Genomic DNA, 26,385 nt, shown 5'->3' with positions numbered 1-26,385 from the left:
GAAGGGAGCCACCATGCACGCCTTTCGCCAGATCCTGAGGATCGAGGCGCGCCTCTACCTGCGGGACCGGCCGACGCTGCTCGCCACCGTCGGGATGCCCACCCTGATCCTGACGGTGCTCGGGCTGATCCCCGCGCTCCGTAAGCCGGATCCGACCTTCGACGGGCAGACCTTCGTCAGCTACTTCGCCCCGTCGCTGCTGGTCGTCACCCTCGCCATGGTGGGGGTGAACACCCTGCCCGCCGTGCTGGCCACCTACCGGGAACGGGGCGTACTGCGCCGGCTGGCGACGACACCGGCGCACCCGGCGGCTCTGCTCGCCGCCCAACTGGTGCTGGCCCTGGCCGGGATCCTGGCCAGTGCGCTGCTGCTCATCCTCGTCGCCCGGCTCGCGTTCGGGGTCCCGTTCCCCCGGCACCCGCTCGGCTTCACGCTGGCGTTCCTCCTCGGCACGGCGGCGCTGCTGTCGCTCGGCCTGCTGGTCGCCGCCGTGGCCCGGACGACGAAGGCGGCCCAGGCCCTGGCCGTACCGCTGTTCCTGGTCACCATGTTCTTCGGCGGCGTCTACCTCCCCCGGTTCCTGCTTCCGGACGTCGTTGCGCGGATCGGCGACTACACGCCGCCCGGGGTGCAGGCGCTCCTCGACGCCTGGACCGGCACGTCGCCGCAGCCGCTGCACCTGGCGATAATGGCGGTGATCGCCGTGGCGGCCGGCGCCAGCGCGGCGAGACTGTTCCGCTGGGAGTGAGCGGAGATGCGATGACCTGCAACGGTGGGCACGACCGTCTGGCCAGTTGGCGAGAGCGCGAGGCGAGCCTCTATCGGGTGTTCCCCTTCGGCGGGCTGACTCTGGGGACCCTGCTGGCCCTCGTCGCACCGGCACCCCGGGCCCTCGCCGCCGCGCCCACCCTCGCCGTCGCCGTGGCGGCCGGATGCTGGGTCGCCTGGTTCGTCACCCTGCATCCCGGCTGGCAGAGCCGGCGCACGCTGATGGCGGTCTACTACGCCGGGCTGCTCGCGTTCGCCGCCGTGCTGGTGGCCGCCAGTCCGTGGTACGGCTTCTTCGCCTGGGTCGGATACATCCATGCCTTTCCGGTGCTCCGCACTCGTTGGCGGATCGCCGGGGTGGTCACCACGGCCACCCTGGTCGCCACGTCGCAGGGCGGCGGTCTGTCGGTGGTGACGTCGCACCTGCCGCTCTGGCTGGTGCTGGTGCTCTTCAACCTGGTGGTGGCCGGCTCGTTGAGCTGGTTCGCGATGGTCGCCGAGCAGGAGGACGCCAGGCGCAAGCGGTTGATGGCGGAACTCGGCGAGGCCAACCGCCAACTCACCGAGACGGTCCGGGAGAACGCCGGGCTGCACGCCCAACTGCTCACCCAGGCCCGGGAGGCTGGCGTGCTGGACGAGCGGCAACGAATGGCGCGCGAGATCCACGACACCCTGGCGCAGGGGTTGACCGGCATCATCACCCAACTGGAGGCGGCCGAGCAGAGCCGCGACCGGTCCGCCGACTGGCGCCGGCACGTCGACAACGCGCTCGCCCTGGCCCGGGAGAGCCTCACCGAGGCCCGCCGCTCGGTGCAGGCGGTCCGCCCGGAACCGTTGGAGACGGCCCGACTACCGGACGCCCTGGTCGAGCTGGGCGGCCGCTGGTCGGCCCTCAACGGCGTACGGGCCGACGTGGCCACCACCGGCACTCCTCGCCCGCTGCACCCGGAGGTCGAGGTGACCCTGCTGCGGGCCGCCCAGGAGGCGCTGTCAAACGTCGCCCGGCACGCCGCCGCGTCGCGGGTCGGGCTGACCCTGTCGTACATGGCGGACGTGGTCACGCTCGATGTCCGTGACGACGGGGCCGGCTTCGACATCACCGACCGGCCTGCGCCCCGCGAGCCGGGCGGCGGGTACGGGCTGACCGCCATGCGGCAGCGGGTGACCCGGGTCGGTGGCGAGTTGGCCGTCGAATCCGAGCCGGGCAACGGCACCGCGATCTCGGCGTCCGTCCCCGCGCTGCCCGGAGGTGTCGGTTGACCGCCCCGGTACGACTGCTGATCGTCGACGACCACCCGGTCGTGCGGGACGGCCTGCGGGGGATGTTCACCGGCGACCCCGATTTCGAGGTGGTGGGCGAAGCCGCGGACGGCTCGGAGGCGTTGGTCCTGGTCGCGACGCTGCGGCCGGACGTGGTGCTGATGGACCTACGGATGCCCGGAATGGACGGGGTGACCGCCATCGGCCGGCTGGCTCGCGCCGGCAGCGCCGCCCGGGTGCTGGTGCTCACCACCTACGACACGGACGCGGACGTGCTGCCGGCGATCGAGGCCGGTGCGACAGGTTACCTGCTCAAGGACACTCCTCGGGAAGATCTGGTGCGCGCGGTCCGGGCGGCGGCCCGGGGTGAGTCGGTGCTCGCGCCGAGCGTCGCCGGCCGGCTGATGGGTCGGCTGCGCGCTCCCGCCGAGGAACCGCTCAGCCACCGGGAGCTGGAGGTGCTCACCCTGGTGGCCCGGGGCGCCTCCAACCGGGAGGCGGCGACCCGCCTGTTCATCAGCGAGGCCACCGTCAAGACACACCTTCTGCACGTGTACGCCAAGCTCGGGGTCAACGACCGCGCTGCCGCGGTGGCCACCGCGTACGACCGGGGGTTGCTGACGCCCGGCGGGCGGTGAGCGGCACCGGGCAGGATGGGCGGGTGCGCGCGTCCCGACTGATCTCGTTGCTGTTGCTGTTGCAGGCGCGCGGGTCGATGACCGCGAGCGAGCTGGCGCGGGAGTTGGAGGTCTCCGAGCGGACCGTCTACCGGGATGTGCTGGCGCTCTCCGCCGCCGGGGTGCCGGTCTACGCCGACCGGGGTCGGGCCGGCGGCTACCGGCTGCTCGGCGGCTACCGCACCCGACTGACCGGGCTGACCCGGGACGAGGCGGAGGCACTGTTCCTCAGCGGGCTACCCGGGCCGGCCGGCGAGATGGGGCTCGCCGACGCGGTCGCGTCCGCCGAGCTGAAGGTGCTCGCCGCGCTGCCGCCCGCCCTGCGCGACGCCCCGGCCCGTACCGGGCAGCGATTCCACCTGGACGTACCTGGCTGGTTCCGGGAGACCGCGCCACCGCGCTGGCTTCCGGAGCTGGCCCGGGCGGTCTGGGCGGACCGGGTGGTGGAGTTGCGCTATCGACGCGGCGACCGGGAGGTGGGCCGCCGGGTCGAGCCGTACGGGCTGGTCCTCAAGAGCGGGATCTGGTATCTGGTCGGCCGGGTGGGCGTGGACGCGCGCACCTACCGGGTGGACCGGGTCACCGGGGTCGAGGTGGGCGAGGAGCAGTTCGACCGCGACGAGGGCTTCGACCTGGCCGGGCACTGGCGCGAGCAGGCCGGGTCGTTCCTACGGACCATGCTGCGGGCCGAGGTCACCGTCCGGCTGAGCCCCGCCGGCCTGCGCCAGCTCCGACACCTGGTCGATGCCCCCAAGGTGTACGACGAGGTGGTCGCCGCCGCCGGCCCACCCGACGGGCAGGGCTGGGTGGTGGCGCGGCTGCCCGTCGAGTCGGTCCCGGTGGCGTACCACCAACTGCTGGGGCTCGGCCCCGAGGTGGAGGTGCTCGGTCCACCCGAGCTGCGGCAGTTGGTGGCCGAGGCGGCCGACCGCCTCGGCGCGCTCTACCGGTAGCCGGTGACGTCCGCCGGCTTGCCCGCGTCGACCACCTCGGTGATGTAGCGGAAGCCCTCCGGTTGGCTGCCGTCGACGTCGGTGAAGCCGTACACCTTGGACAGTGTGCCGGCATCGACGGACCGGCCGTTCCAGCGGGCCTTCTCCTCGTCGGCGGCGAGCGCGGCCACCGCACGGCCAACGAATGCCGGCGTCTCCGAGATGAGGAAGTTGGGGTCGGTGGCGGCGCCGTCGCGCCAGTTGTCCTCGGTCACGCCGAAGTGCTCAAGCATCGCCTCCGAACGGATCCACCCGGGGGTGAGCGCCACCGCCGTGCAGCCGTGCGGCTTCAGCTCGTGGGCCTGGGAGAACGCGAGCCGGTTGACCGATACCTTTGCCAGGTCGTAGAAGACCGACAGCCGGTAGTTGTCGTCGTTGTACGCCTTGGTGCCGTCGCCCATCTCCACCACCAGACCGCCGGGCTTGCGGATCAGCAGCGGCAGGGCGAAGTGGCTAGTGATGATGTGCGTGTCGATGGCCAGCCGCAGGGTACGGAAGCCGGCGTCGAGCGGCTGCTCCCAGACCGGTTTGTCCCAGGTGACCAGCGGGTCGCCACCCCAGATGTCGTTGACCAGCACGTCAAGCTGGCCCTGCTCGGCGTCGATCCGGGCGACCAGGTCGCGGACCTGCTCCGGCACCAGGTGATCGACCCGAACGGCGATGCCCGTGCCGCCAGCCGCGGTGACCAGCTCGGCGGTCTCCTCGATGGTCTCCGGCCGGTCCATCTCCGAGCGGCCGGCACTGCTGCTGCGGCCGGTGGCGTAGACGGTGGCGCCAGCGGCGCCGAGCTGGACGGCGATCTGTCGACCGGCGCCCCGGGTGGCGCCGGCGACGAGCGCGATCTTTCCTGTCAGCGGTTGTGTCATACCAGCGAGGTTGTCAGCGATACCTGACAACCGGCGTCCGAATTCCCGGACCGCTCTGGCGAACCGGGGGGGGACCTCCAGCCTGATCTTCCGAGCGGGGGTGTGTGCGCCTCGGCGCTCCCTGTAGAGCTGCCCCACAAACGGGGCAGCAGCCGCCGCCTCGGCGCAGTCGCCGACACCACCGCCCCGCCGTCCGGCCCGCCCCGCCGTCCGCCCCGCCCCGCCGTCCGCCCCGCCCCGCCGTCCGCCCCGCCCCGCCCCGCCGACACCACCGCCCCGCCGTCCGGCCCGCCCCGCCGTCCGCCACGCCCCGCCGTCCGCCCCGCCCCGCCGTCCGCCCCGCCGTCCGCGCCGCCGTCCGCGCCGCCGTCCGCGCCGCCGTCCGCGCCGCCGTCCGCGCCGCCGTCCGCGCCGCCGTCCGCGCCGCGCCCCATATTTGGGGCAGCTCTACAGGGCCACCGCAGGTATCCCGCCACCCGGCGACCAACCTCCCCCTCAGTCCACCAACCGGACCCGGACCCGACGGTTGGCCCGGCCCTTGCTCTCCACGTTCACGACCTGCACCTTGCCGATCTGCGCGGTGGACGCGACGTGGGTGCCGCCGTCGGCCTGCACGTCCAGCCCGACGATGTCGACGATCTGGACCTCCTGCGCGTCCGGCGGAATGAGGTTGGACTGGGTACGGATGATGTCCGGCAGGGACAGCGCCTCGGTGCGCGGCAGCACCCGGGTGGCGACCGAGCGGTCGGCCGGCGGCAGCGGGTCACCCTCGGCGGGGATCAGGTACGGGTCGTCGCCCTTGCGGGTGCCGACGATCCGGGTCTGCACGCCCTGCCACAGCAGCACGCCGTGGTCCGGCGGTTGGCCGCCGGACCACGGTTAGAACGCCGAGCGGTCCAGCACGATGCCCTGCTCGGCGTCGGCGTGCAGGACCGTGCACGTCCATTCCCGCAGGGTCGGGTCGGCTAGGGCGTGTGTCAAAGTCCTCGGTCGAGCCGAGGCGGAGTCCAGGCGGCGGTCCGGCAAGGCGGAGATTGGTCCGGATACCGGTGTTGTATCCGGACCAATCTCCAACGCGGCCGGTCGTCGTCTGGGCCCGCCGCAGGCCGGCCAGGGGCTTTGACACACGCCCTAGGTCGAGTCGGTGCCTGCGGCCGTGTTGTGTGACGCCCAGGACAGGGCAGGTTACTCGTTGAGGAAGCCGGCGATGCGGTCCCGTAGGTCGGCGCGGTCCGTCCAGAGGATGCCGGGCCTGTCGTACACGTGCAGGGTGGCCTGGGGCAGCGCGGTGGCGAGCCGCTCGGCGACCTCGACCGGATGCAGGTCGTCGCCCGCGCAGCCGATGACAAGCGCCGGCGCGGTGACCGCCGCGAGGTCACCGATCTGGCGCAGCGATGTCTGCTCGGCCAAGGTGGCCAGGCCTTCGGCCAGACCGTCGCGCAACAGCTGGTCGAGGCGCTGCCGCAGGTACGCCCAGCCGGCCGGGGTGTTGCGCACCACCGCGGGCAGCTCCAGTGCGACGACGTCGGCGACCGCCGAGGCCTCCCCGCTCTGCACCGCCTCCAGCAGATCCGTGATCCGTGCGTGGGCGACCGGCCCGCGCGGCTCGTCGAGCACCGCGGGCAGGAAGAAGACGAGCTTCTCGAAACGCTCCGGGCTCTCCGCGATCAGGCGGCAGAGGGCACCGGCACCGAGGCTTGCGCCGAATGCCCGGCTGGCGCCGCCGAGGTCCGCGATCGCCCGCAGATCCCGGGCCAGGTCCAGGTAGTCCCACGGCCCGTCCGGCGCGTCGGACCGGCCGTGGCCACGGAACTGGAAGAACACCTTGCGGCCGGTGACCCCACTACCGAACGGGCGGGTGGTGGCGATGCCGTTGCCCAGCCCGTGCGCGAAGACGGTGACCGGGTCACCGGTGCCGGTGACCAGCCGTTCCAGCCGTACGCCGTGCGGGGTGGCGACCAGCTCGGTCTCCGGCTCCGGCAGCGCCGGTCGGCCGGTACGCGGCCCACCCGGGCCGGGACCCCAGGTGCGGGGGCCGCTGTCCGGTGGGGGTGGCCAGCGAAAACCTCTCACCAGAACCCTTTGCCGTCGCTCAGGTCGCGCAGACCGACCCGAACGTCGAGGAGGTAGATCAGACCGGCGGCGATGCCGATCAGACCAAAGAGGCTGATCGGGCCGAAGCCGAGCAGAGTCAGCACGAGGCAGACCGCCAGGATGGCGATCCAGCCACCCTTGGGCAGCGTCCCGATGGCGGGGAAGGCGTCGGAGCGCTGGGTGATCGCGTGCACCAGGGCGACGCCCTGGACGATCAGCGCGAAGACGAGCAGGATCAGCTCGATCACGTAGCGGACTTCGAACGCGAAGATCGGCGCGGCGTTGGCCATGCGGGCAAGCTTATGTCGAGGACCCCGGCTACGTCCGACAAGGACGCCGCCGGGGTCGTCGACCTGACGAACTACTCGGCCGTCGGGCGGGTCCGCTTGGTGGCCCCGGGCAGCTTCGCCGACGGGGTCGCGACCGGCTTGGCAGCCTTCGGTGCACGGGTGGCCTTCTTGGCGGCGGCCGGCTTGGCCTCGGCGATCTCGGCCACGTCGGCCGGGGTCGACACCGCGGCCGGGGTCGACACGTCAGCCGGGGTCGACACGCCGGCCGGGGTCGCCGCCGGGGCGGTCGGGGTGGCGGTGACCGGCGTCACGGCCTCGGTCGCCTCGATGTCGGCGTTGACCGTGTCTGCGGCCTCCAGCACACCGGCGCCGACGACCCGCTCACCACGGGCGACAAGCGCGCCGTACGCGGCGTAGGCCCGCTCCTGGGCGGCCTGTGCGCCCGCGTACACCAGGATGGCGTTGCGGGTCGCGGCAGCCCGCAGCTTGTCGAGGTCGGCGGCCTCGCGCAGCTTGGCCAGGTCGGCCGACTCGCGAAGCTTGGCCAGGTCCAGTTCGCGAAGGGTCCCGGCGGTCTCGTTGGCGGTACGCAGCGTCTCGGTGGCCTTCTGCCGCAACTCGAAGCCGGTCAGCACGGCCCGACCGCCCAGGTCGGCGACGACCCGGGTGCCGAGGACGCCGACCACGGCCGGCAGCTTGCGCAGGTGCTCGATGGCCAGCTCGCCGGCGCCGGCGGCGGCGTAGAGCGGGGCGGGGATGCGATTGGTCTTCGGCTCGCTCATGAAGTCTCCTCCTCGGCCACCGGGGCGGCCTCGCGGGCCGCCGGACCGGCGGCCTTCTTCTCGGGGGTGCTGGTGCTGCCCGGGGCGGGTGCGGTGCCCGCCTCGGTGACGGCGACCGACTCGAGCACGGCCTCGGTCGGGGTGCCGCCTGCGGTGGTGGGGCCGGTGGCGGCCAGGTTGGCCACGTCGGCGGGCTGGTCGGCGACGTCGGTCGGGGTTGTCGCGCCGGTCGCGCCGGTCGGGGTTGTCGCGCCGGCGCCCTCGGCGTCGGCCTGGGCCTCGGCCAGCCGGGTGTTCTCCCGGCGGAACGTCTCGTAGATCTGGCTGAGCGACTGCTTTTGGGCCATCGTCAGGTCGGCGTCCACCGCGATGGCGGCCAGCACGCCGTGGCCTTCCTTGTCGTCGAGCAGCCCGGCGCGCAGGTACATCGCCGGGGTGGAGACCCGCAGCGCGCTCGCGAGTTGCTGAAGCACCTCGGCGCTCGGCTTGCGCAGGCCGCGTTCGATCTGGCTGAGGTACGGGTTGCTGACCCCCGCCTGCTCGGCGAGCTGCCGCAGCGAAATCTTGGCGTTGCGCCGCAGATCGCGGATGAACCCGCCGACGTCGGGAAGGTCCTTCGGTGTGGCCATGACAGCGACGCTAACCGGCCGCGCTAGCTCTTGCAAGCAAAATGCTAGCCACAGTTAGCAACGTCTCAGCGCCCGTTTGCGCACCGCTCCGCCGGTCCGTACGGTCCGTTCGTGCACAAGATCACAGTCAATGGAGCAAGCATCGCGTACGACGAGGCCGGCACCGGTTCGCCTGTCGTGCTGCTGCACGCCGGCATCGCCGACCGGCGGATGTGGCGGGGGCAGGTGTCCGCGCTGGCCACCCGGCACCGGGTGATCGTTCCGGACCTGCGCGGCTACGGAGACTCGGAGCTGCCCCCGACCCCGTTCGCGCACCACGACGACGTGGCCGGGCTGCTGGACGCGCTCGGCCTGCCCCGGGCCGCCCTGGTCGGCTGTTCCTTCGGCGGGTCGGTCGCCATCGACACCGCGCTGGCCCACCCCGAACGGGTGAGCGCGCTCGCGCTGTTCGGCACCGCGGTCTCCGGCAACGAGTGGTCCGAGGAGGCCAACGACCTCTGGGACAACCTGGTCGGCGAGGTCGACCCCGACGACTTCGTCGCCGGAGCGGCCGGCGAGGTGCGGTTCTGGGTGGTCGGCCCGGCCCGTCAGCCGGCGGACGTCGACCCCGAGCTGATCGCGTTCGCGCAGGAGATGGACGAGCGCGCCCTCGCCGCCGAGCTGGCGCTCGGCGCGGTCGAGGTGGGCGAGCTGACCCCACCGGCGATCGGTCGCCTCGGCGAGCTGAGGGTGCCCGTCCTGGCCACCGCCGGGGCCGCGGACGTGCCGGACATCAGGCGGCTCGCCGACCGGATCGCCGCCGAGGTCCCCAACGCGGTACGGCTGCCGGACGTGCCGGACGCCGCGCACCTGTTGCCGCTGGAGCGCCCGGAGCCGGTCAACGCCGCGTTGCTCGACTTCCTGAGCTAGCAGCACACGCGGCGCGGAGCGGCCCCGACCGCGCATCGGACGGCGACGCGGCAGTTGGGCGGTCCGCCGGCTCCGACCGCCGGGGCACGGACCGTTGGTGTCACCAGAGCGGGCGGACCGCGCCGACCGGAACGCCGCCGCCGAAGAGCGGCGCCTCCGCGTACTCCGTCAGCACCGGGGCGCCCACACCGAGCCTGCGCAGCGCGGAGACCAGCACCGGCATCCGGGCCCGGTCGGCGCCGTCGTCGATCTTCAATGCGACGGCGCCGACTCCCGGCAGGGCCACCGCGATCACACCCTCGGCACCGATCTTGGCCAGCAGGCCCGGGACCCCACGCATGAGCCGGGTGTCGTCGGCCTGGGTGCCACCGACGATCTCCGGGTACCCACGCATGGCGTCGGCCACCGCGCGGGGCACCGAGCCGGGCTCGGCGTCGACCAGCCGGAGGTACGCCCCGGCAAGACCGGTCAGCGACACGGCGAGCACCGGGGCGCCGCACCCGTCCACGCCCACCGCCGCCGCCTGCTCGCCGGTGAACTCCTCGATGGCCGCCCGCAACCGCTGCTGCAACGGGTGCTCCGGCCGCCAGTAGCCATCCCGCGGCCACCCGGCGGCCTCGCAGGTCAGCAGCATTCCGCTGTGCTTGCCGGAGCAGTTCATCTGCACCCTGCTCGGCCCACCACCGGCACGCAGCACGGCCTCCCGGGCCGCCGCGCCCGCCGGCAGGTCGGGCGGGCAGTGCAACGCCTCCGCGTCCAGCCCGGCGCGCTCCAGCAACGCACCGACCCGGGCGAGGTGGAAATCCTCACCCGCGTGGCTCGCCGACACCAGGGCCAGGTCGGCCGGGTCGGTAAACGTCAGACCGGCCCGAAGCATCCCGATCGCCTGCATCGGCTTGCTGGCCGACCGGGGAAAGACCGGCGACGTCACGTCCCCGGCGGCGGCCACCGGCACACCAGCGGCGTCCAGCACCACCACCGAGCCACGGTGCGCGCCCTCCACGAACCCGGACCGGACCACCTCGGCGAGCGGCGCGCCGCCCTCGTACGTCTTCGTCACGCGCTGGACGGTACCGACGGTCCCGGGGTGCCCGTCGGCGGGGTGACCAGGTCGTCCATCGCCCGGGTGACAGGAGCGTAGGAGCAGCGCGGCCTTACAGCCCGAGCAGCTCGCGGGCCTCGCTGGTGGTCAACGGCGGGCGCTGAGCGAGCTGCGCGAAACCCACCGCGCGGGCGACAAGTTGCATGTTGGACTCCACCGGACGCCCCTTCGCGTACGTCACCGTGTCTTCCATGCCGACCCGCAGGTGCCCGCCGGTCGACAGCGCGGCCAACAGCACCGAGAGGGTGCTGCGGCCGACGCCGGTGGCCGAGAAGGTGGTGCCCTCGGGCAGGTCACGCAGCATCCGGTGGGCGGCGACAAGCGTCTCGGTGGTGCCCGGCATGCCACCCGGCACGCCCATCACGAAGTCGACGTGCACGTGCCCGCCGGCCGGCATCCCGTACTTGCCGAGCAGTCGCTGCAACGCGGACAGGTGACCGAGGTCGAAAATCTCGTACTCCGGAACGATCCCGCGCTCCTGCATCCGGGTGTGCAGGTCGACGATGAACTCCCAGCGGTTGAGGAAGACGTCGTCGCCGAAGTTGACAGTGCCCATGGTGCAGGAGGCCATGTCCGGCCGGGCATCGAGCACGGCGAGCCGGGCCGCCTCCGGATCGGTCACCGCGCCACCGGAGGAGAGCTGCACGATCAGGTCGGTGCTGTCCCGCAGCGCCGCCACCGTGTCGGCCAGACGCACCGGGTCGAGGGTCGGCCGGGCCTCGTCGTCGCGGATGTGGACGTGGATCACGGCGGCGCCGAGCGCCTCGCACTCCTTGGCGGTGAGCAGCAGCTCGTCGAGGGTCACCGGCAGTGCCGGCACCTCCGCCTTGGCCGACTCCGCGCCGGTCGGAGCCACCGTGATCAACGTCCCTGTCGTCATGCCGGCGATCCTAGACGGCCCGCTCAGGACGGGTCGATCGCCGCCGCCGTCTCGCCGATCCGCAGCGCGGCGTCGTCCGGGACGTTCCGCTTCACCACCGCGAGGGCGACCTGCCCCAACTCGTGGTGCAGCACGGCGGTGCCCACGAAGCCCACCGTCCGGCCGTCGAGGGTCACCGGCGTACCGGCCGTCGGCGGTTGATCGGTGGTCACCCCGTCCAGGTGCAGCAGGACGAGCCGACGCGGCGGTTTGCCCATGTTGTGCACCCGGGCCACCGTCTCCTGCCCCCGGTAACAACCCTTGTCGAGATGCACCGCCGGGCCGATCAGGTCCACCTCCGCCGGAATGGTCCGGTGGTCGGTGTCCACCCCGACCCGGGGCTGCCGGGCGGCCACCCGGATCGCCTCGTACGCCCACAGGCCGGCGACCGGCACGCCCGCGCCGCGCAACTCCGCCACCACCTGCTCCATCGCCGAGCGGGGCACCAGCAGGTCCACCCCGAGCTGGCCGCGCCGCGCCCAGCCGCCGATCGGCAGCGGTTTGACGTCGTACCGGACACTCGCCCGCGGTGGCACGGCGCCGGCGGCGAACTTCGGACCGGGCACCGCGACCAGGTCCGGTGCGGCCAGCCCGGTCACGCCGAGCGTGGCCAGCGCCTCGGTCGCCGCCGGCCCGACCAGCGACAGCAGCGCCCGTTCGGCGGTCGCGTCGCGCGGGTCGACCCGGCTGAAGAACCGCATCTTCTCCAGGTAACCGAGCAGGCCCTCGGTCGCACCCGGCTCGGTGTCCAGCCAGGCGGTCTCGCCGTCCTCCGCGACAAGCGCGTGCTGCTCGACGTGGCCGTGCGGGGAGAGCACCAGCAGCTCGGTGCCCTCACCTGCGGCCAGCGTCGTCAGATACTGCGAGGTGATCGTGTGCAACCAGCCGGCGCGCTCCTCGCCGGGCACCGCGATGATCCCCCGGTGCGACCTGTCGACAAGGCCGACCTCGGTGTCGAGGGTGCGCTGCTCGCGCAGCGGGTCCCCGTAGTGCGCGGCCACGCCCCGCACCCCGGCCGCGACGTGCGCCGGATCCGGCTGGTCGCGGCTGGCCTCGTCGATGCGCTCGACGGCCACCGCACCCGCGATGTCGATCATTTTTTGTCCCCGTTCTCGCAGCGTACGCAGACGCCGAAGAGTGACACGTGCCCGATATCCACTCGGAAACCCCGCTGCGCGGCCAACTCGTCGGCCAACGGCCGGAGCAGGCCCGGATCGATCTCGTCGATCGCCCCGCACTCCCGGCAGACCAGGTGGACGTGTTGGTGCTCACCCGCGGCGTGATAGGTCGGTGAGCCGTGCGACAGGTGCGTGTGGGTGACCAGGCCGAGCCGTTCCAGCAGCTCAAGCGTGCGATAGATGGTGGTGATGTTGACGCCGGCGGCGACCTCCCGGACGGCGGTGTGCACCTGCTCCGGGCTGGCGTGCCCCAGATCGAGCACCGCCTGGAGGACGAGCTGCCGTTGGGGCGTCAGCCGCAGCCCGCGGGCCCGCAGCATTTCCGCGAGGGAGGATTCGGACACCGTCCGATCATAGTTCGGCCACCATGCCGGTCCGCGCACCGCGATCGACCGCCGCTACGCTCGATGGTCATGGTGATGTCGCCCACCGGGAAGGTCGGTGCCGATCCGACCGCGCGGATCGTCGTCCTCGGACGCGGGCCGGTGCCGGCCGGTGACCCGGTGCTCCGCGGTGACGACCTCGGCGTACTCCGGGGCGACGGCCTCTTCGAGACCCTGCACCTGCGGCAGGGCCGGCCGTGGCTGCGCGACGAACATTTGGCCCGGCTCGTCGCCGCGGCCGACGCCGTCGAACTGGCCGTGCCGCCCACCGCGGCGCTCGTCGACCTGCTCGACGAGGTGTGCGCGGGCTGGCCAGCGGTTGTGGAGGGGGCGCTTCGGCTGGTCTGCACGCGAGGCCCGGAGAGCGGCGGCCCGCCGACGGTCTACGCCACGCTGGCCCAGGTGCCGGCGGCCTCCCGGGCAGCCCGGCGGGCCGGGATCAGTGTGGCCACCCTGCCGCTGGGGGTGCCCGCCGACGCCCGCAACGGGCTGAGTTGGCTGCCGGCCGGGATCAAGTCGACGTCGTACGCGGTCAACAGCGCCGCCCGCCGCTGGGCCGACCGGGCCGGGGTGGACGACGTGCTCTGGATCTCCTCCGATGGTTACGCCCTGGAGGGCCCGTGGGCCAACGTGGTGTGGCTCACCGACGACACGCTCTGCACGGTGCCGGCCGCCACCACAGGCATCCTCGCCGGCACGACCGTGGCCTGGCTGCTCGCCCACGCCGCCGAGCTGGGCCTGGGCGCCGCCGAGCGGATGGTCACCACGGCCGAGCTGCACGCGGCGGACGGCGTGTGGTTCACCTCGTCGGTGCGCGGGGCCGTCGAGGTCCGCACGCTGGACGGGGTGCGTCGGGCCCGCTGCCCGCGCACCCCCGCCCTCCAGGCGCTGTTGGGTTTTCCCAGCTAGTCAGCCGCCGACCCGGACGAGCCGGGCGGAGAGGTGCGGGCTGAGCCCGTGCCCCATCGCGGCCATCTCCTGGGCGTAGAGCAGCGCGCCCTCGACGATGCCGAAGAGCCGCTTCCCGCCGGTGACCTCCTTGGCGGTCGGAGTCCGCACGACGGCGTCGGTGGCCAACTCCACCTGGGTGCCGGTGCGCTTGCCCAGGTGCAGCTCCATCACCCCCGTGGGCGTGGTCAGCAGCACCTCCAGCTCATCGGTCGCCCGTCCGTCCACCAGCACCGGCCGCCACCAGCCGATCTCGCGACCGGCCGGGCGGACCGGCTTGCTCTGCTCGTCCAAAATCCAGGCGCGGGACTCGTAGTGCAGGAACGGCCGGCCGTCGTGGCTGATCCGGATCTCCTGCGCGTAGTCGAAATCCTCGATGGTGGGGAAACCACCCTTGCCCCGGCCACGCCAGAGGCCGATGTAGGGCAGCAGGCCATCCAGCGCCGGGTGCAGCTTCGGCCCGACCCGCAGGTCGTGACTCTCCTCGAACGGGTACTCCTCGACCGGCGGCGCGTTCAGCCACGGCGGCTGCAGCGGGTTCTCATCGCTCACAGTGCCACCTTCGTTCGCGACTGCGGGGCTCGCAACCCCGGCTCACTCCTCGCGCTCACCAGCGTCCTCTCGAAATGCGTACGGCAAGGTAGACCAGGCCACCGGCGAGCCCGCCCAGGCCAGCGACCAACAGGCTGACAAACCCGATCTCGGTAACCATCCCGGCCATCCTATGCTGGGCCACATGGCCCGCACTCTCGTCGTCAAGGCCACCGCTGGGGCGGACGCCCCGGAGCGGTGCGCGCAGGCATTCACGGTCGCCGCGACGGCGGTCGCGGCCGGAGTGGACGTGTCGCTCTGGCTGACCGGTGAGTCGACCTGGTTCGCCCTGCCCGGTCGCGCCCAGCAGTTCGAGCTGCCGCACTCCGCGCCGCTGGCCGAGTTGCTGCACGTCATCCTGACCAGTGGTCGGGTGACCGCGTGCACCCAGTGCGCGGCCCGACGCGAGATCGGCCCGGACGACGTCCTGCCCGGGGTTCGGATCGCGGGGGCCGCCGTCTTCGTCGAGGAGGCGATGGCCGAGGGCGCGCAGGCGCTCGTCTACTGACCGCCCGGCGCGGTCTGGCGATTCGAGCGGAGTGCCGATACCGACCCGACATCCCGGGCGGCTGCCTACGATTCGGATGTGACCGAGGCGACGGAGAGGTTCTTCGAAGCGCTGCCGTCCCGCGCCCCCGACATCCTGGGCGGCCTGGCCGACGGAACCCTTCAGATCGACCTCGGCGACGACGACCAGACCGAGCACTGGCTGGTCCGGATGCGGCCCGGGTCGGTGCAGGTCAGCCGAGGGCGCGGGCCGGCCGATGCCATCTGGTACAGCAGTGCCGCCCTCTTCGACCGACTGATCGTCGGCGAGGCCCAGGCTGTCGCGGCGGTGCTGCGCAACGAGAGCACGTTCAGCGGCAACGTGGTGCTGTTCCTCGCCTTCCGCCGGTTCTTCCCGGACCCGCCCGGCACCCGCGACCCCCGGGAAACGGCGCGCCGGACAGCCGGGCGACCGGCATGAAGGAACTCGTCAGCATCCTGGACGGCAACACCTTCCTGGTCAGCGACCGGCGGGGGGACATCGAACCGTCCTACGACTTCCCCACCGGGCTGTTCTCCTTCGACACCCGTTTTCTGTCCACCTGGGTGCTGACCCTGGACGGCGAACGGCTGCACGCCCTCTCCGTCGACGACACCGAGTCGTACCGCACCAAGTTCTTCCTCGCCCCCGGGGAACCCACGCACTACCTGGACGCCAAGGCGTCGGTGATCCGCAGCCGGGCGATCGTGGGCAGCTTCGAGGAGGAGCTGACCGTGCTGAACCACCTCGGCGCGGACGTCGAGTGCACCGTCCGCATCGAGATCGGGGCCGATTTCGCCGACCTGTTCGAGATCAAGAACTCTCGGCAGAAGCGGGGCCGGACCACCGTCTCGGTCGCGGAGAACGAGCTGCGGCTGACCTACCGGCGGGAGGCGTTCCATCGGGAGATGGTGGTCACCACGAGCGCGCCGGCGGAGGTCGATGCCTCCGGGATGAGCTTCCGGATCCGGATCGCCCGCAACAGCCAGTGGACCACCCGGCTGCACGTGTCGAGCGTTGTCTACGGGGCCCGTGGCGAGGACATCCGGGCCACCCTGCCGTACGGGGGCAGCCGCAGCGCGGACGTCATCCGGGCCGAACAGCAGGAGCTGATCGACCGGGCGCCGAAGCTCGGGTGCGACTGCGAGCCGCTGGCCGGGGCGTACCGGCGCAGCCTCAACGACCTGGCCGCCCTGCGCTACGAGTCGATCGCCCTGGGCGTACGGCTGATCGCCGCGGGACTGCCCTGGTTCATGACCCTGTTCGGCCGGGACAGCATCATCACCTCACTACAGGTGCTGCCGTTCCTGCCGGAGCTGGTCCCTCCGACAATCCTGATGCTGGCCGGGCTCCAGGGGCACCGGGTGGACGACTTCCGGGACGAGGAACCCGGCAAGATCCTGCACGAGCTGCGGTACGGGGAGACCGCCGGCTTCGAGGAGCAGCCGCACTCGCCGTACTACGGGTCGGCCGACTCGACGCCACTGTTCATCATCCTGGTCGACGAGTACGAGCGTTGGACCGGCGACTCCGCGCTGGTCCGTCGGCTGGAACCGCAGGTCCGCGCGGCGTTGGAGTGGATCGACACGTACGGCGACCTGCTCGGGACCGGTTACCTCTGGTACCAGACCCGCAACCCGGAGACCGGCCTGCAGAACCAGTGCTGGAAGGACTCCTGGGACGCCATCTCGTACGCCGACGGCCAGTTTCCCGGCTTCCCCCGGGCGACCTGCGAACTACAGGGGTACGCGTACGACGCGAAGATGCGGGCCGCCCGGATGGCCCGGACCTTCTGGAACGACCCGGAGTTCGCCGACCGGCTGGAGGGAGAGGCCGCCGACCTCAAGCGGCGGTTCGACCGCGACTTCTGGATCGCCGACCGCGAGTACTACGCGGTCGCGTTGGACGCCGACGGCCGGCAGGTGGACGCGCTCACCTCGAACATCGGGCACCTGCTGTGGAGCGGCATCGTGGACGAGTCCCGTGCCGGCAAGGTGGTTGAGCACCTGCTCGGGCCGCGACTGTTCTCCGGCTGGGGCGTGCGCACGCTCGCCGCGGACGAGGGACGGTACAACCCGATCGGCTACCACGTGGGCACGGTCTGGCCGTTCGACAACTCGATCATCGCCTGGGGGTTGTGGCGGTACGGCTTCCGGAACGAGGCGGGAAAGCTCTGCGACACGTTGCTGGCGGCGTCCCGATACTTCGAGGGGCGACTCCCGGAGGCGTTCGCCGGCTACGACCGGAATCTCACCGACTACCCGGTGGAGTATCCGACGGCGTGCAGCCCTCAGGCCTGGTCGACAGGCACGCCACTGCTGCTGCTGCGGGTGATGTTGGGGTTGGAGCCGCAGGGCGAGCACCTGATCATCGACCCGGCCGTGCCACCGGGGATGGGTCGGGTCGAGCTGCTGGACATCCCCGGCCGGTGGGGCATGGTCGACGCGTTGGGGCGCAGCCGGGAACAGCCGGACCAGCCGGGCGACGGCTGACCCGAGGGGCCTGTTCGGGTCAGCTCGGGCAGCCGACGGTGGCGGCCAGCCGGGTGTCCTCCGGTGCGAGGTCGGCGAGCACCGTGACCGGGCCGGTGCGGTACGCGTACACCGGGGGTTTGTCCAGCAGTGGGGTCGTGCCGGCCAGCGGGGCGAGGGCGTCCGTCGACGCCTCCGGGCCGGGACCGCCCGCCGACCGCACGGTGCGGGCCGACCCGCCGCCCGGGCAGGGCGCGGTGACCAGGTCCGGCGCGGCGTCAGCGGGCCGGCCGAGCGCCGCCAGCGCGGCGGTCAGGGCGGCGGCTTCCGGACCGGCGGCGGTCGGCTGAGCTGGCCGGTAGCCGGAGCCGACCGGCCGGCAACCGGTGTCGACGAACAGCAGCACCCGGCCGTCCACGGTCGGCCGTCCCCCGACGGCCACGAACTCACCGGCGTCGGCGCGCAACTGTGGGCCGTTCAGCCCGGAGCCGACGCCGGCCTGCCAGGTCGCCGGCAGCCGGTCGGCGATGCCGGCCAACACGGCCCGCTCGGTGCCGGGGGGCGCGAGCACGCCGATCTCACGGCGCAGCCTCGCCCCCTCGGCGAGGGGGGTGACCCGGCAGCCCGCCGCGATCCGCGGCGGGCTCAGCTCCAGCAGGCCGGCGGCGCCGGCCGCCCGGGCAAGCTCGCCGACCGCCCGGTCGACCACCGGGCCGGCCTGGTCGAGGGAACGCTGCTCGCGAACCGTGGGTGGGTCGGTGCGGACCGACATCCAGGTGAGCGCGGCCAGCAGCACGGCCCAGGCCACGGTCGCGGCCAACAGCCACCGCCCCCGCCGCGGGGCGGGTGCCGGCACGGTGGGACCGGCCGACGAGACCCAACCTGTCTGGACAGCACCGCTCACCCGGTCATGGTGTCACGGGTCCGCCGCCGGCCCGGCGGCGGAGCCGGGCGTGCCGACGAGGGCCGCCGACCGGGACGGAGTCGGCGGGCGCCCGCCCACGCCGCCCGTGCTGCGCCGAGCGCACGACCGGGGCCGGTCACCCGTGCGGGTGACCGGCCCCGGTCGATCAGAGCGGTGGGTCAGGCGACAGTGACACCAACCTCGTTGACACCCCGACCTGCGGTGATCGCGGTGTCGCCGTTGCCGTGCCGGGACAGGGCCCGCAGCGTCCACGAACCCGGCGCGGCGAAGAACCGGAACTGGCCGGCGGCCGAGGTCACCACCTCGGCGGTGAACTCGCCCGTCGAGTCGAGCAGTCGGACGTACGCGCCCGGCACCGGCTCGTCCTCAGCGGAGCGGACGATGCCGGTGATGACGGTTTCCTTCTCCAGGTCCAGGCTGGCCGGCAGCGGCGCGGCCTGGTCGGGTGCGGCGCAACCCGCGGCGGTGGGGAGGGTCATGATCAGGCCTCCCCGGGTTCGTCGCCGAGCGCGACCGGCACGCCGACAAGCGAGCCGTACTCGGTCCAGGAGCCGTCGTAGTTCTTGACGTTGCGGTGGCCCAGCAGCTCCTGCAGCACGAACCAGGTGTGCGAGGAGCGCTCGCCGATGCGGCAGTAGGCGATTGTCTCCTTGCCGTCGTCGAGGCCCGCGTCGCCGTAGATCCGGCGCAGGTCGTCGTCGGAGCGGAAGGTGCCGTCCTCGTTGGCCGCCTTCGACCACGGGACGCTGATCGCGGTGGGGATGTGGCCGGCCCGCTGCGCCTGCTCCTGGGGCAGGTGGGCGGGGGCGAGCAGCCGGCCGGCGAACTCGTCGGGGCTGCGCACGTCGACGAGGTTCTTGGTGCCGATCGCGTCGACGACCTCGTCGCGGAACGCCCGGATGGAGGTGTCCGGCTCCTGCGCGACGTACTGCGTCGCCGGGCGGGTCACCGCGTCGGTGACCAGCGGGCGGGCATCCAGCTCCCACTTCTTGCGACCGCCGTCGAGCAGCTTGACGTCGCGGTGGCCGTAGAGCTTGAAGTACCAGTAGGCGTACGCGGCGAACCAGTTGTTGTTGCCGCCGTAGAGGATGACGGTGTCGTCGTTGCTGATGCCGCGCTCGGAGAGCAACGCCTCGAACTGGGTCTTGTTGACGAAGTCCCGGCGGACCTGGTCCTGGAGGTCGGTCTTCCAGTCGATCTTGATGGCGCCGGCGATGTGGCCGGTGTCGTAGGCCGAGGTGTCCTCGTCGACCTCGACGAAGACGACGCCCGGGGCGTCGAGGTTCTTCTCGGCCCACTCGGCCGAAACGAGTGCGGTGTCGCGACTCATCGAATCACTCCCTGGTGAGGATGGATGGTGAGCCAACGCGCGCGTATCGATGGGTGTGACTGTCGCACCACGCGCGGGACCCAGCGGAAGGACGGGATCACGGGTTCGTGCGACGGCGCCGCTGCCGGGCGTTCGGTGGGATTACCGGAGGGTGCGAGAACCCTGTGCCGGTGGCCGCCGTCAGGCGGCCGGAGACAGCCCCGCCGTCAGATGACGGGGCGACACAGGCAGGTGGCCACGCGGCACAGGTCGACCGCGCGCCGTTTGGTGAGGTGGGTCCCCATGAGCAGGGAGCCTACCAGCCGGTGACCGTGCTGCCACTGAGCCGACCACCATCCGGGAATTGCCCGGGCCGGCGTCCGGCCCGGGCCCCCCTCAGCTCGCGGAATTGATCGGAACGTTCTTCGCGTCGGCGGTGACCGCCAGCCCTTCCGGCAGCGGACGGACCTCCCGGACGGCGAGTTGGAACGGCAGATCCGGCAGGGGCACGTCGATGGAGATGCTCTTGGCGAAGTTGCTCAGGGCGGTGCGGGCTATCGGCAGGTTCGGCAGACCAGCGGCGTCCAGGTCGTTGAACCGCAGGGCGACCGCGCCGTTGTCGGCGACCGTGACGTCGGCGGTGCCGCTGATCGTGACCTTCTGACCGAAGATGTCGATCGGGCCCGTGATGGCGAGCTTGCCGTTCTGCTCGCCGAGGGCGAGCCCAGGGCGCTTCAGCAGCGCCGCCAGACTCTCGTAGCTGATCGTGCCGGTGCCGTCGACGGTGTCGGCCACGACGTCACCCTGGCCGGAGCGCAGGGTGTCCAGCGAGGCCCGCACGTTGCGGGCGTCCACGTTGAGCACCGACAACCGCACGGTGTCGCCCTGGACCGGGGCCTGCACGTCCCGCAGTTTGATCGAGATCCGCTGGTAGCGGCCGTCGAGCACCTGGGTGAGGAACGGGACTCCGGCGACCTCCACGTCCGGCCTGGTGGACTGCGCGCCCTGCTTGGTGACCTCCTGCTGGACGCGGTCACCGATCATCCGCTCGGCGACCCCGACGGCCACCCGGTCGGCGACCACAAGCAACCCGGCCAGCAGCAGGAGCAACACGAACAGCCCGATGAGCAGCTTGCGGCCACGGCGTCGAGGTCGCGCCTCGTCCACCGGATAGTCCTGCGCCACGCCGCCTCCTGTCTCCGCCCGTCGTGTCGCGACAGGTCGTTCGTACCGACGCCGCAGGGCGGCCCACCCGTAGGTACCCGACCGACCCAGCGCTCAACCGTGACTCAGAGGAAGAGCATGCACATCGCGTACGCGGCCGGCGCCGCGAGGGCGAAGCCGCCGAGCGGACCCTGCATGTGCCGGGCCACCCACATCGTGGGCGTCTCGCCGGCCATCAGCCGCCCCGCCTCCGCGTACCCCACGGCGAGATCGGAGAGGACGGCGGTGACGGCCGCGACCAGGCCGATCACGGCGGCCCGGGTCGGCGTGAAGGGAGCTACCAGATAGCTGCCCAAAAGCGCGCTGGTGAGCGTGCCGACCATCGCGCCGGCCACCACACCGGCGGCGCCCCGTGGCACCTGCGGAGCCAGCCGGGGCCAGGGCAGCACGGCGTCGGTCAACCGGGCGACGGTGAGCGCGACGCCGCTGGCGGAAAGGCAGACGGTGATCGCCTGGGTGCCGGCCGGGATCCGACTGAGCACGATCAGGGTGCCGAAGGCCACCACCCCGACCACGATGAGCAGCGTGGCGCCGAGTGAGTCGGTGACCCGGACCCGGTCGACCCGACGGACCAGTTGGCCGAGCACCGCGGCGAGGAACCCGCCGGCGGCCAGGTAGCCGAGCGGCGCCAGGCCGGCGACGTCGGTCTGCACCGCGGCGATGTCGACGAGCGCCGCGACAGTGGCGCTGATCCCGGCGACCACGAGCAGCGCGGGCGGTCGCATGGCCATGGTCCAGGCCAGCACGAACAGCAACTGGACGCCGAAGATGATGAAGGCGAACGGCAGGCGGTGACCGGGACCCGACGTCTGTGCGCCGAGCACCAGACCGAGACCGAGCAGCGCGGCGAAGCCGGCGATCGTCACCGCCAACTGGCGGCGCACCTCGACCGGGGGTACGACCTCCTCCTCCGGCTCGTCGACCTCGTCCTCGGATCGGCGGGCCGGCTCACCGGCTCGACGGGCCCGACGAGGCCCACCCCGTTCGCGGCGTTCGCCGTCGGTGGTGGCCGGGCCGGTACGCGGCGCGGGCGGTTGGCCGCGGGTCGGTGTGGCGGCCGGGCCCGGGTGGGGCCCGGCGGGCCACGATTCGCGGCCGGCCTCGGGCGACGTGGAGGGAAACACGACCCGATCGTGCCAGACCGACGGCCCGACGCGGTGGTCACGGGTTTCGACAACGTTAAAACCTGGGCCACGATCAGGGGCAAGATAGACAAACGGGAAATGGACTGCCGGCGCGGCCGAGGCGATCGGTTACTCTCAACCCGTTACCCCGCCCGTCAGCGACGCCGGGACCACGCAATTTCTCAGCGCGCTCCCTCGTGAGTGTGTCTGGTCGCGTGCGGCCGTGCGCCGCCGGGACGGAGGTGATCGTGGAGATCCTGTTGCTGGTGACTGCGCGCGCAGGCGAACCGTCGGCTGTGCTGCCGGCACTCGACCTGTTGCCGCACTCGGTTCGCACCGCGCCGCGTGACGTCCGCACACTTGTCGCGGGCCCCAGCCCGGACGCGGTGATGGTGGACGCCCGGTCGGAGTTGAGCGAGGCCCGTGCGACCTGCCGAATGTTGCACGCCACCGGGCTCGGCGTGCCGCTTGTCGCGGTGGTGACCGAGGCCGGCCTGATCGCGTTGAACGCGGACTGGGGCGTCGACGACGTCATCCTCGCGTCGGCCGGCCCCGCCGAGGTCGAGGCACGGCTGCGGCTGGCGGTGGGCCGGCTGAGCAACGCGACCGCGGGCGCCGGTGGCTCGATCCGGGCCGGCGAGCTGAACATCGACCCGGACACGTACGCGGCCAAGCTCAAGGGTCGCCCGCTCGACCTGACCTACAAGGAGTTCGAGCTGCTGAAGTTCCTGGCCCAGCACCCGGGTCGGGTGTTCACCCGGGACCAGCTCCTGCGCGAGGTCTGGGGCTACGACTACTTCGGCGGCACCCGCACGGTGGACGTGCACGTCCGGCGACTGCGCGCCAAGCTCGGCTCGGAGTACGAGTCGATGATCGGCACCGTTCGCCAGGTCGGCTACAAGTTCGTCGTTCCGCCGTCGCGATCGCTGCCCGAGGCGGAGCACGCGCCACTGCCGGTCTGATCCGCGAGGTCGCCGCGAGCGATTTCCCATATGCCCCTTTTGCGCAGCTTGGCAGTCCTATTCTGACTGCCGGGTTTGTCGGAGAAGGGGGCGGCTGTGCGCGCAGTGACCACGGGGGCGACGGGCCGGACTGACCGGCCAGCCGGGCGGATGCCGTGACGCCCGGCAACTCGACCGCGCGTGCGGTCGGGATCGTGACGGTGGTGGTGGCGGCACTGCTCGGCTCGGCGTACGCGCTGGGCCGCAGTCTCGTCCCCGACCAGGTTCCGCCGGGGCACTCCGCCGGGGCCACGACAAGCGCCGACGGGCCGCACTACGCCGACCAGCCCAGCGGCGGCGAGCCCAGCGGCGGTGCGCCCACCGGCACCCCGAGCGCCGGCACCGGCCCCGCCGAGACCGGTCAGGACGGGTCGGGGCAGGACGCGGGCACCGACAACCTGTTCGGGGCGCACGCCACCTCCGGCTCCCCACGACTCGCGCTGACCTTCGACGACGGCCCCGACCCGCGCTACACCCCACAGGTCCTCGCCCTCCTGCGCGAGTACGACGTACACGCCACGTTCTGCGTGGTCGGCGAGAACGCGCAGAACCACCCCGACCTGATCCAGGCGATCGTCAACGAGGGGCACACCCTGTGCAACCACTCGTGGCACCACGACGTCGGCCTGGGCGCCCGCTCGGCCGACGCGATCCGCTCCGACCTGCTGCGCACCAACGCGGCGATCCGGGCCGCGGCGCCGAACGCGCCGATCGTCTGGTACCGCCAGCCGGGCGGCGCCTGGACGTACCCCGTGGTGTCGGTGGCCCGGCAACTCGGCATGACCCCGCTGCACTGGTCGGTGGACCCGTCGGACTGGGAGCTGCCCGGCGCCGCGAAGATCACCGCGACCGTGTTGACGCAGGCCGAACCGGGTTCGGTGGTGCTGCTGCACGACGCCGGCGGGAACCGGCAGGGCACCGTGGACGCGCTGCGCCGGATCCTGCCCGACCTGACCGCCAGATTCGAGCTGGAGGCGCTGCCCACCGACCCGACGTGAGGCACGGCTTTGCGGGTCGGTGTCGGCGACGGTCCGGGCGTCCGGACAGGCAGCGGTTACGGTGGCGGAATGAGCAGCGCGGAGCCGACCAGCGACCAGGTGACCCGGACCGACCGACTGGCACCGGCGGAGATCGGCGAGATACTGGCCCTCGCCAGCGCGGCGGGCGACACCGACGGCGCGGACCCGCTGGACGAGCACGTCCTGCTCCGCCTGCGTGACCCGGACGCCCCGGCCCTGCACCTGATCGCCCGCGCCGACGACGGCACCCTCACCGGGTACGCGCACCTGGACACCACCGACCCGGTCGGCGGGATCGGGGTCGAGTTGGTGGTGCACCCCGCGTACCGACGGCAGGGCACCGGTCGCGCGCTGGCCCGGGGCGTACTCGCCTCGGCCACCGGGCCGCTGCGGGCGTGGGCGCACGGCGACCACCCCTCGGCCGCGGCGCTCGGCGTCGATCTCGGGTTCACCCGGGCGCGGGCGCTCTGGCAGTTGCGCCGCCCCCTGGCCGCCCCGCTGGGCGAGCCGCGCCTGCCCGACGGGGTGGCGCTGCGCGCGTTCCGGCCCGGGGCGGACGACGCCGCCTGGCTGACCCTCAACTCGCGCGCCTTCGCCGAGCACCCCGAGCAGGGGCGGTGGACCTCGGAGGACCTGCGGGTCCGCCTCGGCGAGCCGTGGTTCGACCCGGCCGGCTTCCTGCTCGCCGAGGAGACCGCCACCGGTCGGCTGCTCGGCTTCCACTGGACCAAGGTGCACGAACGCCCGGGGTCGGCCCGGATCGGCGAGGTGTACGTGCTGGGGGTCGAGCCGACCGCGCACGGCGGCGGGCTCGGCCGGGCCCTGACCACCGCCGGGCTGGCGTACCTGCGGGACCGGCGGGGCCTGGACCGGGTGATGCTCTACGTGGACGAGTCGAACACCGGAGCCGTCGCGCTCTACGAGCGGCTGGGCTTCGCCCGCTGGTCCGCGCACATCAACTACCACCTGGGCTGACCGTGGACCGGCGCTCCGGCCGGGTCACCGGTGGGTAACGGCCGGACGTCGGCGACATAACAGCGAACCGGAAATATACCCATACATCCGACAGGTGCATCCGGGTTCACTTAACGGACAACTCACCCTCGGCAAGCGGTCATCTCGACGGCCGTACGTGTTCACCTCGCGTTCACTTGCGACCGGCGAACCGGCTACCTGGCACTTCTAACTTTCGTGTCAGCCGGTCAGTGCCGGTCCTCGGGCCCCGGGTTCGGGGTGCCAAGTCAGACGCGAAGGGAAACCCCTCAGGTGAAGCTCCAGCGGTACGGCACTATTGCCTGCCTCGCTCTTACTGCGACGCTCGGTCTCAGTGCATGCGGCTCGGACAACAACGAGCCCAGCACCAGCGCTTCGGGCTCGACCGCCGCGGTCGACTGCGCCACCGGCACGGTGAACGCCCAGGGCTCCTCGGCGCAGAAGAACGCCATGGACGAGTGGATCAAGGCGTACCAGCAGAAGTGCCAGGGCGTCACGATCAACTACGAGCCGTCCGGCTCGGGCGCCGGCATCACGGCGTTCACGAACGGCACTGCCGACTTCGCCGGCTCCGACTCCGCGCTCAAGCCGGAGGAGCAGCCGAAGGCCGACGCCAAGTGCGCCGGCGGCGCCGCGATCAACCTGCCGATGGTGATCGGCCCGGTCGCCATCGCCTTCAACCTCAACGGCGTGGACAACCTCCAGGTCAAGCCGGCCACCCTGGCGAAGATCTTCGCCGGCAAGGTGACCAAGTGGGACGACCCGGCGATCAAGGCCGACAACCCGGACGCCAAGCTGCCGTCGACCGCCATCCAGGCGGTGCACCGCTCCGACGAGTCGGGCACCACCGACAACTTCACCAAGTTCCTCTCCAAGACCGCCGCGGCGGACTGGACCCTGGGCAACGCGAAGGCCTGGAAGGCCCCGGGTGGCGTGGGCGCCGCCAAGTCGGACGGCGTTGCCAGCAAGATCAAGAGCACGGACGGCACCATCGGCTACGTCGAGTGGTCGTACGCCGAGAACGCCAGCCTGAAGATGGCCAAGGTCGGCAACGGTGCGGGCGAGTTCGCCGCGCTGACCGCCGAGTCGGCCGGCAAGACCATCGCCGGAGCCAAGATCGAGGGCCAGGGCGACGACCTCAAGATGTCGATCGACTACAACACCAAGGAGGCCGGGGCGTACCCGATCGTCCTGGCGACGTACGAGATCGTCTGCAGCAAGGGCCTCGCGGCCGACAAGCTGAAGCTGGTCAAGGGCCTGCTGGGCCACGCTGCCAGCGCTGAGGGCCAGGCCTCTCTCACCGAGCTGGGCTACGCCCCGCTGCCGGAGACGGTCCGCACCAAGGTCGAGACCGCGGTCAAGAACCTCTCCTGACCCGACCCCATACCTCCGCAACCGAATCGAG

At 72.4% G+C, this 26,385-nt stretch carries 31 protein-coding genes; 13 read left to right on the top strand and 18 right to left on the bottom strand.

Annotated elements, in window-relative coordinates:
- Positions 1-13 precede the first annotated feature (13 nt).
- From ACLQ29_RS13355 to ACLQ29_RS13340, 4 genes are read left to right on the top strand one after another with little or no spacing between them, the layout of a single operon-like run.
- Positions 14-748: an ABC transporter permease gene (locus tag ACLQ29_RS13355; RefSeq protein ID WP_425771894.1), complete on the top strand. Its 735-nt coding sequence runs from the start codon at positions 14-16 to the stop codon at positions 746-748.
- Positions 749-759: 11 nt separating this feature from the next.
- Positions 760-2,028 (top strand): sensor histidine kinase, encoded by a 1,269-nt coding sequence (locus ACLQ29_RS13350; protein ID WP_425771893.1) that lies wholly within the window; start codon positions 760-762, stop codon positions 2,026-2,028.
- Positions 2,025-2,666, top strand: coding sequence for a response regulator (locus ACLQ29_RS13345; RefSeq protein WP_425771892.1), 642 nt, complete (start codon positions 2,025-2,027; stop codon positions 2,664-2,666). Before ACLQ29_RS13350 ends, ACLQ29_RS13345 begins: the two co-directional genes overlap by 4 nt.
- A 23-nt stretch (positions 2,667-2,689) precedes the next feature.
- Positions 2,690-3,658: a helix-turn-helix transcriptional regulator gene (locus ACLQ29_RS13340; RefSeq protein ID WP_425771891.1), complete on the top strand. Its 969-nt coding sequence runs from the start codon at positions 2,690-2,692 to the stop codon at positions 3,656-3,658.
- Here ACLQ29_RS13340 and ACLQ29_RS13335 read toward each other — a convergent pair.
- The 6 genes from ACLQ29_RS13335 to ACLQ29_RS13310 all read right to left on the bottom strand — a co-directional run bounded on the left by ACLQ29_RS13335 (position 3,649) and on the right by ACLQ29_RS13310 (position 8,358).
- The gene (locus tag ACLQ29_RS13335; RefSeq protein ID WP_425771890.1) at positions 3,649-4,563 is read right to left on the bottom strand and encodes an SDR family oxidoreductase; all 915 of its coding nucleotides are present in this window, start codon (positions 4,561-4,563) and stop codon (positions 3,649-3,651) included. The genes ACLQ29_RS13340 and ACLQ29_RS13335 overlap by 10 nt on opposite strands.
- Positions 4,564-5,058: 495 nt before the next feature.
- A complete protein-coding gene (locus ACLQ29_RS13330) occupies positions 5,059-5,409 on the bottom strand; it encodes a hypothetical protein (RefSeq protein ID WP_425771889.1) in 351 nt (116 codons plus the stop codon).
- Between the two features lie 339 nt (positions 5,410-5,748).
- Positions 5,749-6,636 carry an alpha/beta fold hydrolase gene (locus ACLQ29_RS13325; RefSeq protein ID WP_425771888.1) on the bottom strand — a complete coding sequence of 296 codons (888 nt, stop codon included), beginning with the start codon at positions 6,634-6,636 and terminating at the stop codon, positions 5,749-5,751.
- Entirely contained in the window at positions 6,633-6,947 is a 315-nt protein-coding gene (locus ACLQ29_RS13320; RefSeq protein ID WP_088950380.1) for a DUF2516 family protein, read from the bottom strand. Before ACLQ29_RS13320 ends, ACLQ29_RS13325 begins: the two co-directional genes overlap by 4 nt.
- A gap of 71 nt (positions 6,948-7,018) precedes the next feature.
- Positions 7,019-7,729: a hypothetical protein gene (locus ACLQ29_RS13315; protein ID WP_425771887.1), complete on the bottom strand. Its 711-nt coding sequence runs from the start codon at positions 7,727-7,729 to the stop codon at positions 7,019-7,021.
- A complete protein-coding gene (locus ACLQ29_RS13310) occupies positions 7,726-8,358 on the bottom strand; it encodes a helix-turn-helix domain-containing protein (protein ID WP_425771886.1) in 633 nt (210 codons plus the stop codon). Before ACLQ29_RS13310 ends, ACLQ29_RS13315 begins: the two co-directional genes overlap by 4 nt.
- A 111-nt stretch (positions 8,359-8,469) precedes the next feature.
- Between ACLQ29_RS13310 and ACLQ29_RS13305 the strand changes: the two genes are divergently transcribed.
- On the top strand, positions 8,470-9,267 hold the full coding sequence (locus tag ACLQ29_RS13305; protein WP_425771885.1) for an alpha/beta fold hydrolase: 798 nt from the start codon (positions 8,470-8,472) through the stop codon (positions 9,265-9,267).
- A gap of 100 nt (positions 9,268-9,367) precedes the next feature.
- Here the strand turns inward: ACLQ29_RS13305 and ACLQ29_RS13300 are convergent, their stop codons facing one another.
- The 4 genes from ACLQ29_RS13300 to ACLQ29_RS13285 all read right to left on the bottom strand — a co-directional run bounded on the left by ACLQ29_RS13300 (position 9,368) and on the right by ACLQ29_RS13285 (position 12,810).
- Positions 9,368-10,327, bottom strand: coding sequence for an asparaginase (locus ACLQ29_RS13300; RefSeq protein ID WP_425771884.1), 960 nt, complete (start codon positions 10,325-10,327; stop codon positions 9,368-9,370).
- Between the two features lie 94 nt (positions 10,328-10,421).
- Positions 10,422-11,249 (bottom strand): 3-keto-5-aminohexanoate cleavage protein, encoded by an 828-nt coding sequence (locus tag ACLQ29_RS13295; RefSeq protein WP_425771883.1) that lies wholly within the window; start codon positions 11,247-11,249, stop codon positions 10,422-10,424.
- Between the two features lie 23 nt (positions 11,250-11,272).
- Positions 11,273-12,385 (bottom strand): YgfZ/GcvT domain-containing protein, encoded by a 1,113-nt coding sequence (locus ACLQ29_RS13290; RefSeq protein ID WP_425771882.1) that lies wholly within the window; start codon positions 12,383-12,385, stop codon positions 11,273-11,275.
- Positions 12,382-12,810, bottom strand: a complete 429-nt coding sequence (locus tag ACLQ29_RS13285; protein WP_425771881.1) for a Fur family transcriptional regulator — start codon at positions 12,808-12,810, stop codon at positions 12,382-12,384. The genes ACLQ29_RS13290 and ACLQ29_RS13285 overlap by 4 nt, the downstream gene beginning before the upstream one ends.
- Positions 12,811-12,879: 69 nt before the next feature.
- Here ACLQ29_RS13285 and ACLQ29_RS13280 point away from each other — a divergent pair, with 69 nt between their 5' ends.
- Positions 12,880-13,758: an aminotransferase class IV gene (locus tag ACLQ29_RS13280; protein ID WP_425771880.1), complete on the top strand. Its 879-nt coding sequence runs from the start codon at positions 12,880-12,882 to the stop codon at positions 13,756-13,758.
- Here ACLQ29_RS13280 and ACLQ29_RS13275 read toward each other — a convergent pair whose 3' ends face one another.
- Positions 13,759-14,349, bottom strand: a complete 591-nt coding sequence (locus tag ACLQ29_RS13275; protein WP_425760249.1) for an FABP family protein — start codon at positions 14,347-14,349, stop codon at positions 13,759-13,761.
- 55 nt (positions 14,350-14,404) lie between these two features.
- Complete coding sequence (mtfM, locus tag ACLQ29_RS13270; RefSeq protein ID WP_030327764.1) at positions 14,405-14,509, bottom strand: small membrane protein MtfM; 105 nt, start codon at positions 14,507-14,509, stop codon at positions 14,405-14,407.
- 12 nt (positions 14,510-14,521) lie between these two features.
- On the opposite strand from mtfM, the gene ACLQ29_RS13265 reads away from it, so the two are divergent.
- The 3 genes from ACLQ29_RS13265 to ACLQ29_RS13255 all read left to right on the top strand — a co-directional run bounded on the left by ACLQ29_RS13265 (position 14,522) and on the right by ACLQ29_RS13255 (position 17,406).
- Positions 14,522-14,896 carry a DsrE family protein gene (locus ACLQ29_RS13265; RefSeq protein WP_030490116.1) on the top strand — a complete coding sequence of 125 codons (375 nt, stop codon included), beginning with the start codon at positions 14,522-14,524 and terminating at the stop codon, positions 14,894-14,896.
- Positions 14,897-14,974: 78 nt separating this feature from the next.
- Positions 14,975-15,355 (top strand): SCP2 sterol-binding domain-containing protein, encoded by a 381-nt coding sequence (locus tag ACLQ29_RS13260; protein ID WP_393369797.1) that lies wholly within the window; start codon positions 14,975-14,977, stop codon positions 15,353-15,355.
- Entirely contained in the window at positions 15,352-17,406 is a 2,055-nt protein-coding gene (locus tag ACLQ29_RS13255; RefSeq protein WP_425771879.1) for a glycogen debranching N-terminal domain-containing protein, read from the top strand. Before ACLQ29_RS13260 ends, ACLQ29_RS13255 begins: the two co-directional genes overlap by 4 nt.
- A 19-nt stretch (positions 17,407-17,425) precedes the next feature.
- On the opposite strand, the gene ACLQ29_RS13250 is transcribed toward ACLQ29_RS13255, so the two are convergent.
- The 6 genes from ACLQ29_RS13250 to ACLQ29_RS13225 all read right to left on the bottom strand — a co-directional run bounded on the left by ACLQ29_RS13250 (position 17,426) and on the right by ACLQ29_RS13225 (position 21,967).
- The gene (locus tag ACLQ29_RS13250; RefSeq protein ID WP_425771878.1) at positions 17,426-18,289 is read right to left on the bottom strand and encodes a hypothetical protein; all 864 of its coding nucleotides are present in this window, start codon (positions 18,287-18,289) and stop codon (positions 17,426-17,428) included.
- Positions 18,290-18,468: 179 nt separating this feature from the next.
- Positions 18,469-18,789 carry a DUF1416 domain-containing protein gene (locus tag ACLQ29_RS13245; RefSeq protein WP_393369790.1) on the bottom strand — a complete coding sequence of 107 codons (321 nt, stop codon included), beginning with the start codon at positions 18,787-18,789 and terminating at the stop codon, positions 18,469-18,471.
- Between the two features lie 2 nt (positions 18,790-18,791).
- Positions 18,792-19,640 carry a sulfurtransferase gene (locus ACLQ29_RS13240; protein WP_425771877.1) on the bottom strand — a complete coding sequence of 283 codons (849 nt, stop codon included), beginning with the start codon at positions 19,638-19,640 and terminating at the stop codon, positions 18,792-18,794.
- Between the two features lie 206 nt (positions 19,641-19,846).
- Positions 19,847-19,924, bottom strand: coding sequence for an Ms5788A family Cys-rich leader peptide (locus ACLQ29_RS13235; protein WP_310503780.1), 78 nt, complete (start codon positions 19,922-19,924; stop codon positions 19,847-19,849).
- A 91-nt stretch (positions 19,925-20,015) separates the two neighbouring features.
- Complete coding sequence (locus ACLQ29_RS13230; RefSeq protein ID WP_425771876.1) at positions 20,016-20,804, bottom strand: DUF2993 domain-containing protein; 789 nt, start codon at positions 20,802-20,804, stop codon at positions 20,016-20,018.
- Between the two features lie 104 nt (positions 20,805-20,908).
- Complete coding sequence (locus ACLQ29_RS13225) at positions 20,909-21,967, bottom strand: hypothetical protein (RefSeq protein WP_425771875.1); 1,059 nt, start codon at positions 21,965-21,967, stop codon at positions 20,909-20,911.
- A gap of 242 nt (positions 21,968-22,209) precedes the next feature.
- On the opposite strand from ACLQ29_RS13225, the gene ACLQ29_RS13220 reads away from it, so the two are divergent.
- From ACLQ29_RS13220 to pstS, 4 genes are all read left to right on the top strand, one after another.
- Positions 22,210-22,929, top strand: coding sequence for a winged helix-turn-helix transcriptional regulator (locus ACLQ29_RS13220; RefSeq protein WP_357808010.1), 720 nt, complete (start codon positions 22,210-22,212; stop codon positions 22,927-22,929).
- Between the two features lie 194 nt (positions 22,930-23,123).
- Positions 23,124-23,966: a polysaccharide deacetylase family protein gene (locus ACLQ29_RS13215; RefSeq protein ID WP_425771874.1), complete on the top strand. Its 843-nt coding sequence runs from the start codon at positions 23,124-23,126 to the stop codon at positions 23,964-23,966.
- Between the two features lie 69 nt (positions 23,967-24,035).
- Positions 24,036-24,962, top strand: a complete 927-nt coding sequence (gene mshD / locus ACLQ29_RS13210) for a mycothiol synthase (protein WP_425771873.1) — start codon at positions 24,036-24,038, stop codon at positions 24,960-24,962.
- A 291-nt stretch (positions 24,963-25,253) separates the two neighbouring features.
- On the top strand, positions 25,254-26,354 hold the full coding sequence (pstS, locus tag ACLQ29_RS13205) for a phosphate ABC transporter substrate-binding protein PstS (protein ID WP_425771872.1): 1,101 nt from the start codon (positions 25,254-25,256) through the stop codon (positions 26,352-26,354).
- Positions 26,355-26,385: the final 31 nt, after the last annotated feature.

The sequence above is a fragment of the Micromonospora sp. DT228 genome (assembly GCF_049841595.1).
Classification (GTDB): Bacteria; Actinomycetota; Actinomycetes; order Mycobacteriales; family Micromonosporaceae; genus Micromonospora.
The sequence above is the reverse complement of the archived record's forward strand: the minus strand, read 5'-3'. Positions and strand labels throughout refer to the sequence as shown.